We start from the raw sequence: 7,229 nt of genomic DNA, 5'->3' as shown, positions 1-7,229 counted from the left end.
AGCGGGACGTTTGGAACCGAGCCTCCTCAGTTGCCCGCTTAACGCCCACAAACTCAGCACGCCCCCGGCCGCACTCTCTCCCGGCCGGGAGCGTTGCTGTGCGCGACAATGGAGCCACAGAGCGACAGGAGAGCGCCGTGAAGATCCCCGAGCCCCTACGGCTGTGGTGGCACGACGGCGGCGGCGTCCGCGTGCTGCACTACAGCGGCCGCCAATGGACCGTCCTCGCTCTCGTGAGCTTGATCTGCACCGCGGCCAGCCTCATCCCCGTGGAGAGCATCCTGGGCCGCTCCATGCTCGTCGTCGTGCCCTATCTGCTCGTGCCGGCGGGCCTTGCGGCCACGGCATTCGCGATCACAGCTGCGGTGCTCACGCACCGCTTCCGCCGCGCGAGCCGAGGCTGACGCCTAAAGCTTCGGCCGCGGGGGAAGTTCCCTCACCGCGGAGGACCACACCCACGTCTTGAACTCGTGGCCGGCGATCGTGAAGCGGATCGCGACGGCATGCGTGGTCCAGCTGCACACTTCGGCATCGACGGTCACGGGCGTCTTTCCGAACCGCACCCATGCCCGCACCGGCTTGGGCTGAGGATCGCGGGTGAAGGGCTCGCGCTCCAGCTCCAGCTCCTCGCGTGTGAGCGACTGCAGGGGCCCGTCCTGCCGGGCAATGCGTTCCAGAATGCGTTGATCCATCAGCCGGTCATAGTGCGCCGCGTACCGCTTGTTCGTTCCCACGGCCGCCCTCCCTCCGGCCGATCCGCGCTGGAACTATTAGAACACTTGTTCGATGTTTGAGAAAACATCGAACGGAGGGTGTCAGCGCGATATCGGCCCGCGTCAGTCCCAGGCGGAGCGACGCAGCAGTCGGAGCCCGTTGAGGGCGACGATCACGGTCGACCCTTCGTGGCCGGCGACAGCTAAGGGGAGGGGCAGGGTGCCGATGAGGTCCCAGAGCACGAGAGTGGTGATGAACGCGCCGGCGATGATGAGGTTGGCGATCACGAACCGGCGTGCCCGGCGGGAGAGGGTGATGATGTTCGGGATCGCGCTCAGGTCGTCGCGGATGATGACGGCATCGGCGGTGTCGAGGGCGAGGTCCGAGCCGTGCCGGCCCATCGCGACACCGATGGTCGCGGTCGCGAGAGCGGGGGCGTCGTTCACCCCGTCACCGACGACCATTACCGCTGTTCCGTCCGCTTCGAGCTGACGCACCACATCGGCCTTGGCCTCCGGCAGCAGCCGGGCGTGAACCTGCTCGATCCCGGTCTGGGCGGCCACCGCTCGGGCGGTGGCATCGTTGTCGCCCGTCAACAGGTGCACCCGGCCGCTCGTGACGTGCGAGAGGCATTCCACCACGGATGCGGCGTTCTGTCGGAGGGCGTCTTCGAGAACGATCGTGCCGGCGGGGTCGCCGTCGACGGTCACGGTAACGACCGTGCCGACGCGATCGGCATGCTCTTCGGCATCCTGGAGAACGCGCACCAGGTGGTCGCCTACCCAGCCCTCGACACCGGCGCCAGGGATCGCGCGGAAGTCGCGAGCGGACGGAACGTCGAGGTCCGCGGCGGCGCGCACGATCGCGCGACCCAGAGGGTGCTCGCTTTGCTGCTCAACGGCGGCCGCGAACCGCAGGATCTCGTCAGCATCCCGTGCTCCGGTGGGCTCGACCGAACGGACGAGCGGTGCGCCTTCGGTGAGGGTGCCGGTCTTGTCGAACGCGACCAGCTGAGTGCGGCCGATCTGTTCCATCACGGTCGCGGATTTCACCAGCACGCCGTGCCGGCCGGCGTTCGCGATCGACGCCAGCAGCGGCGGCATCGTCGACAGCACCACGGCGCAGGGCGACGCGACGATCATGAACGTGATCGCCCGCAGCAGCGCGGCTTGGAAGTCCTCGCCCAGGGCGAGGGGGAGGAAGAACACGACCAGGGTGGCCACGACGACACCAAGCGAGTACCGCTGCTCGACCTTCTCGATGAACAGCTGCGTCTTCGCCTTCGTCGCAGAGGCGTTCTCGACCAGCTGCACCACGCGCGCGATCACAGACTCCGAGGCGGGCTTGCCGACTCGCACCCGCAGCGCGCCGGTGCCATTCACGGTGCCGGAGAGCACCGCATCGCCCGGCCCGCGACGCACGGGCACGGACTCGCCGGTCATCGCCGCTTGGTCGACGTCGGAGACGCCCTCGATCACGTCGCCGTCCGCGCCGATGCGCTCACCGGGACGCACGAGGATCACATCACCGACTGCGAGGTCGGCGGTGTCGACGGTCTCGAACTCATCCGAGCCGGGATCGCCCACGACACGAGTTGCTGTCTCGGGCGCGAGGGTCAGCAGCGATGACACCGAGTCCGCGGTGCGCTGGGTCACGAGGGCCTCCAGCGCCCCGGAGGTGGCGAAGATCACGATGAGGAGCGCCCCGTCGAAGACCTGCCCGATGGAGGCGGCCGCGATCGCGGCCACGATCATCAGCAGATCGACGTCGAGGGTCTTCTCCCGGAGAGCCTGGATGCCGGCCCAGGCCGGTTCCCATCCGCCTGCGAGGTAGCAGGCGAGGTAGAGCCCCCACCACGTCCAGTCCGGTGCGCCGGCGAGCTGCAACGGCCACGCGATCAGAAACAGCAGCAGGGCCAGGGCGGCCCACCGTACCTCGGGGAGGCGCGCGCCGGTGCGGAAGATCGACGGCGGCTTGGCCAGGACCCGGCCGCCCGTGCGGATCGGCGCGTCGGTCAGCGTGCCCGTCACGGCTCGACCACGACCAGGCGAGAGCCTTCCGCGGCCTTGTGGTGGTGCGGAGTTCCGGTGAGCGAGTGCTCGGCCTGGAAGATCGCATCCGCGACCAGCTGTTGGGCGTGCTCGTTCTCCAGCCGGTAGAAGATCCGGGTGCCGTCCTGACGGGTCGCCACGATCCGCGCCAGGCGCAGTTTCGCCAGGTGCTGGGACACGGCGGCCGGGGATTTGTCGACGATGTCGGCCAGGTGGTTCACCGATAGCTCGCCCGCATCCCGCAACGCCATGATGATGCGCACGCGCGTCGCGTCCGCGAGCATCGCGAAGACCTCGACCGCCAGCTCGACGTACTCGCTCTCGGGGAGCCGGCCACACCGTGGGGAATCTGCATTCATACGCAGATTATTGCATAATCGAGGAACCGCAGGAACGGAGGCCGCCGTGGTGAAGAAGCGTAAAGCCCAACGGCTCGGCGCCGCCGGCTCGCTCGAACGCACGGAGACAGTCGTCGTGGTGTGTCGCGGTGGCGATTGTGGCAGCCGTCGAAAGCATCCGCAGACCGATCACGTCGACCAGCTGCGCCAGATTCGGGCGGGGGTGGGGAGTGCGGCGACGGTGGCGGTGAGCAAATGCCTGGACGCCTGCGAGCACTCCAACGTCGTGGTCGTGATCCCGGGCGCCGAAGCGCGAGAGGTCGACCCCACGCCGGTGTGGATCGGTGAGCTGAACGACACCGACGCCACCGACGACCTCATTGGCTGGATCGCCCAAGGTGGACCCGGCCTGGTCCCACCGCCCGCACTCGTCGACATCCTTTCGTTCACCCCCTCTCGGATGAGCCGCCACGAACTCGAAGGCGGCGCTGTGACTCTTCCGAGCTGAGAGGTTCAGGGGCCGCGGCTGGACGAACGAAAACGATCGATTTTGGGACGGCACAGCGGTGAGTCTCTGGCGTCCGCCGCAAACGTGGTCTGTGGACTTGAACAATAATTGGCGGCGTTCTGTGATCGCTATTTGGCGTCATCGGCTACCAGGGAGTCATCAACCGCGACTGAACCCGGCAGAAGTCCCAGCCAAGGCGCCGGGCGATAGAACGTCGCTCTGAATCTTCCGAGGCTGCGTAAGACCTCGGCCGCTGTCTGTCCGCTGTGCATGAGGCTTCGGGCATTGCGTATTGGGCTTTCGGTGATGATTCGCGGGCGAGCGCGTCGAGCGCCGAGAATCATCTATCTTGATAAATTAGTTCGAGACGAACGCTGACACTGCTTTTGGAATTCGAACGACATGAACGACCGAAGGTCGATTTACGAGCAGGCATCTCTTCAGCACGACGGGAACTGGTGGAGCAAAGCAGGGCCGATGTTGGAATCTGCTTCCGCTGTGGCTACTCAGCCTACGGCGAGTCCCGCGGCCACGAGGTCGGGCAGGCCGCGCGCGGCAAGCGTTTCCCAGATTTGGTAGTCGTCACTCGGCGCGATCGCGCCAGAGCAGGGTACAGCTATCACGTTCAAACCCGCATCGCAGGCGCTGCGCAGCCCGGCGGGAGAATCCTCGATGGCGACCGAGCCGGATGTGGGCAGATCCAGCCGTTTGAGGGCGAGCACGTACGGATCGGGGGCTGGCTTGTGCCTGGTCACCATGTTCGCCGTCACGATTTGAGCGAAATAGGGTCGTGGTAGCTGTTCCAGGATGTCGATGACATTCATCTCGAGCGACATCGTCACCAGAGCCTGCCGGACGCCATTCTGGTGCGCAGTCTCGAGCATTTCTAGAGCCCCAGGCCGCCACAGGACTCCGTCCTGGCGATTCAGGGTTCGCATCCGTTCAGTAAGTGCCGAGGTGAGCGAGCCTAGCGTGCCTGCCGCTCCGCGTTCCCTCAGCATGCCTGCCAGCATCGGGATAGCACGACCGGAGATATCCACCGGTGACGGCCTCCACTCTTTAATACCCGATTCCTCAGCGATCTCCCAGCAGACGGCCGCCCATCGTTGCTCGCTGTCGATCAGGGTCCCGTCGAGGTCCCAGAGCAGGGCGCCTCCGGACTCAGCGGACACGCGATAGCGATCGCTCGATGCGGCGGCCGGTCTCAGCGTCGAAGAGCTGCGCGTCCTCGTCGCCGAAGCTCAGCGACACGGAGTCGCCTCGACGCACGCGCACGCTCTGGTCGGTACGGACTGCGAGTCTGACATCGCCGACCGTGACCTCCAGGATCCGGGTGGAACCTTCGAAGATAGTGGTGTGCACAATGGCAGTCGCATGGTACCGGCCCGTGCTGTCGATTCGCACGTGCTCCGGACGCACTCCGACCCTCACCTCTCGGGCGGTGGTGCGCTCCTCAACGTCACCGAAGATAGTGCGGTAGCCGCCATCGACTGCCGTTCCAGGGAGAAGATTCATCGGAGGAGACCCTATGAAGCCCGCAACGAACACCGTCGCCGGCTCGTTATAGATTTCATCGGGCGTGCCAATCTGCTCGAAGCATCCCTTGTTGATCACGGCAATCCGGTCGGCCAAGGCCATGGCATCGCTCTGGTCATGCGTGACGTGGATCGACGTCGCCCCCGTCGTCCGCATCAGATCGGCGATTTCCTGGCGCAGCGCGATGTGCAGCTGGGCATCGAGCCCGGACAGGGGCTCGTCGAGTAGCACCAAGCGAGCCTGCCGGGCGAGAGCTCGGGCGAGGGCGACTCGCTGCCGCTGGCCCCCCGACATTTGCCGGGGTTTACGGTCGAGTAGATCCTCGATATCCATCCGCTTCGCGAACTCCAGACCTCGCTGACGCGCCGCGGCACGATCCAGACCCAGGCCGTGCCGAAGGCCGAGGGTGATGTTCTCGAGCGCGCTCATGTGGGGGTAGAGCGCGAAGTGCTGGAAGACGATGGCTACATCGCGTTCGTGGGGCGGGAGATTCTGCTGGGGTTTCCCTCCGATTAGCACGTCGCCGGAGTCAAGCGCCTCGAGTCCAGCCACAATGCGAAGCAGGGTGGACTTCCCCGATCCAGAGGGCCCGAGGATGACGAGGGATTCACCGGCGGCGACCTCGATTGAGACGTCGTTGACCGCGGTTACGCCGCCGAATTGTTTGACTAGATGGCGAAGGGAAACCTCAGCAGACATGTTCGTGCTCCTTTGTTTGTTTACTTCGTGAGTGCGCTGATGCGATCGGCGGTGCTGGGAACGACGTCGTTGACGTCTTCGCCCTGGTCGACCATCGACTGCACCATGTCCTGCAGGTACTGGTTGGTGCGTCCAAGGTTTTCGCCAGCCCAGCCAGATCCGGCAACCGGGGTGCCCTCGTATCGCCAGGCGTAGCCGAGCGGGCCGTCGGCCTCGGGGCGCTGGAGCAGTTCGGCTTTGGCCTCGGTGTCGACCGGGATGTAGCTATTGGCCAGCGAGCTCGTCAGGATGACCTCAGGGTCGAGCATGGCGCCGATCAGCTCGTTGCTGAACGCAGCCCGGCAGGCATCGTCGGAGAGCACCATCCAGCCGTTACCACCCGCGGGGAGCTTCGCGGTGCCGCCGTCAGGGATCGGCATGTCCGAGATAGTCCAGTCGAACGAGTCGCCGATGCTGGCAGCCACGCTCGCGCCCACGGCGGGCGTGGCAAAGAAGTAGGCCACGTTTCCCTGCGTGAACTGGGCGATCGAGTCTTGCCAGCTCACCTGGTCTTCGAGCTTTTCGTCGCCGATGGTCTGATAAATCTTGAGCGCTGCCCGCCCTTCCTCGCTGTCGAAGCCCGCGGTGCCGTCCTTGTTTACGAACGTGCCGCCACCACTGCCGACGAAGGCCTGGACAAACCACCAGGCGATGTTGTCACGAGGGATCTGGATCGGGGTGGAGACGTCCGTCTTTTCCTGGATGGCACGCGCGTCCTCGAGGACTTCAGAGTGGGTGGTCGGCAGTGCGTCGATGCCAGCGGACTCGGCGAGGGTGGTGTTCGTGTAGAGCACGGGCACCGAGATCTGGAAAGGAGCGACGTAAGTCGTACCGTCGACCGTGCCGACGCTGAGATAGTCCCGGTCGTAACTGTCGCGGAGCGAATCAGTGTCAATCGCCTGTGGGCTGTATTTCTCCACCCAGAATTTGAGTTGGTCCAGGCCAAGCATGATCACGTCGGGACGGGATCCAGCGGCGATGTCAGCGACGACCTGCTGCGTGAGTTCGTCGTAGCTGGTGCCCTCGGGAGCAGCCTTGAGGTTGACGGTTAGGCCTGAGTACTTCTTCTCCAGCGTCTCCTTGCCAAGCTCGGCGGCGGCTTGACCTTGGCTGGCGTATTGGGCGGAAATGGTGACGCCGCTCGGATCGCAGGAGCTGACGTCGACCTGCGCGCTCGGAGCGGTCTCCTGGGCGGCCGAGCAGCCGGTCAGGGCGAGTGTGGAGGCAATGAGGCCAGCGCCAAAGGCGAGAGCTCTTCTGGGTACGGGCATGGGGATACTCACAATCTGTGCGGAGGAATGAAGAGGTGGTGAGGAGGTGGATAACGGGAGGTATTTGCGAGGC

8 protein-coding genes are annotated in these 7,229 nt (G+C 65.4%); 2 read left to right on the top strand and 6 right to left on the bottom strand.

Going from position 1 to position 7,229, the window contains the following annotated elements:
• Positions 1-137: 137 nt before the first annotated feature.
• Positions 138-404, top strand: a complete 267-nt coding sequence (locus ABC271_RS18350; RefSeq protein WP_412926273.1) for a hypothetical protein — start codon at positions 138-140, stop codon at positions 402-404.
• Positions 405-407: 3 nt separating this feature from the next.
• Here the strand turns inward: ABC271_RS18350 and ABC271_RS18345 are convergent, their stop codons facing one another.
• The 3 genes from ABC271_RS18345 to ABC271_RS18335 all read right to left on the bottom strand — a co-directional run bounded on the left by ABC271_RS18345 (position 408) and on the right by ABC271_RS18335 (position 3,124).
• Entirely contained in the window at positions 408-692 is a 285-nt protein-coding gene (locus ABC271_RS18345) for a hypothetical protein (RefSeq protein WP_412926272.1), read from the bottom strand.
• A gap of 144 nt (positions 693-836) precedes the next feature.
• Positions 837-2,744, bottom strand: coding sequence for a heavy metal translocating P-type ATPase (locus tag ABC271_RS18340; RefSeq protein ID WP_412926271.1), 1,908 nt, complete (start codon positions 2,742-2,744; stop codon positions 837-839).
• Positions 2,741-3,124 (bottom strand): ArsR/SmtB family transcription factor, encoded by a 384-nt coding sequence (locus ABC271_RS18335; RefSeq protein ID WP_412926270.1) that lies wholly within the window; start codon positions 3,122-3,124, stop codon positions 2,741-2,743. The genes ABC271_RS18340 and ABC271_RS18335 overlap by 4 nt, the downstream gene beginning before the upstream one ends.
• A 49-nt stretch (positions 3,125-3,173) precedes the next feature.
• On the opposite strand from ABC271_RS18335, the gene ABC271_RS18330 reads away from it, so the two are divergent.
• On the top strand, positions 3,174-3,611 hold the full coding sequence (locus ABC271_RS18330; RefSeq protein WP_412926269.1) for a (2Fe-2S) ferredoxin domain-containing protein: 438 nt from the start codon (positions 3,174-3,176) through the stop codon (positions 3,609-3,611).
• A 506-nt stretch (positions 3,612-4,117) separates the two neighbouring features.
• On the opposite strand, the gene ABC271_RS18325 is transcribed toward ABC271_RS18330, so the two are convergent.
• From ABC271_RS18325 to ABC271_RS18315, 3 genes are read right to left on the bottom strand one after another with little or no spacing between them, the layout of a single operon-like run.
• Positions 4,118-4,783 carry an HAD family hydrolase gene (locus tag ABC271_RS18325; RefSeq protein WP_045245711.1) on the bottom strand — a complete coding sequence of 222 codons (666 nt, stop codon included), beginning with the start codon at positions 4,781-4,783 and terminating at the stop codon, positions 4,118-4,120.
• Positions 4,773-5,846 (bottom strand): ABC transporter ATP-binding protein, encoded by a 1,074-nt coding sequence (locus ABC271_RS18320; RefSeq protein WP_045245710.1) that lies wholly within the window; start codon positions 5,844-5,846, stop codon positions 4,773-4,775. The genes ABC271_RS18325 and ABC271_RS18320 overlap by 11 nt, the downstream gene beginning before the upstream one ends.
• Positions 5,847-5,866: 20 nt before the next feature.
• Positions 5,867-7,156 carry an ABC transporter substrate-binding protein gene (locus ABC271_RS18315; RefSeq protein ID WP_158505496.1) on the bottom strand — a complete coding sequence of 430 codons (1,290 nt, stop codon included), beginning with the start codon at positions 7,154-7,156 and terminating at the stop codon, positions 5,867-5,869.
• Positions 7,157-7,229 lie beyond the last annotated feature (73 nt).

Source organism: Microbacterium canaveralium (genome assembly GCF_047238045.1).
GTDB lineage: Bacteria > Actinomycetota > Actinomycetes > Actinomycetales > Microbacteriaceae > Microbacterium.
Note: the sequence above shows the minus strand (reverse complement) of the source record. Positions and strands in the feature narration are given on the sequence as shown.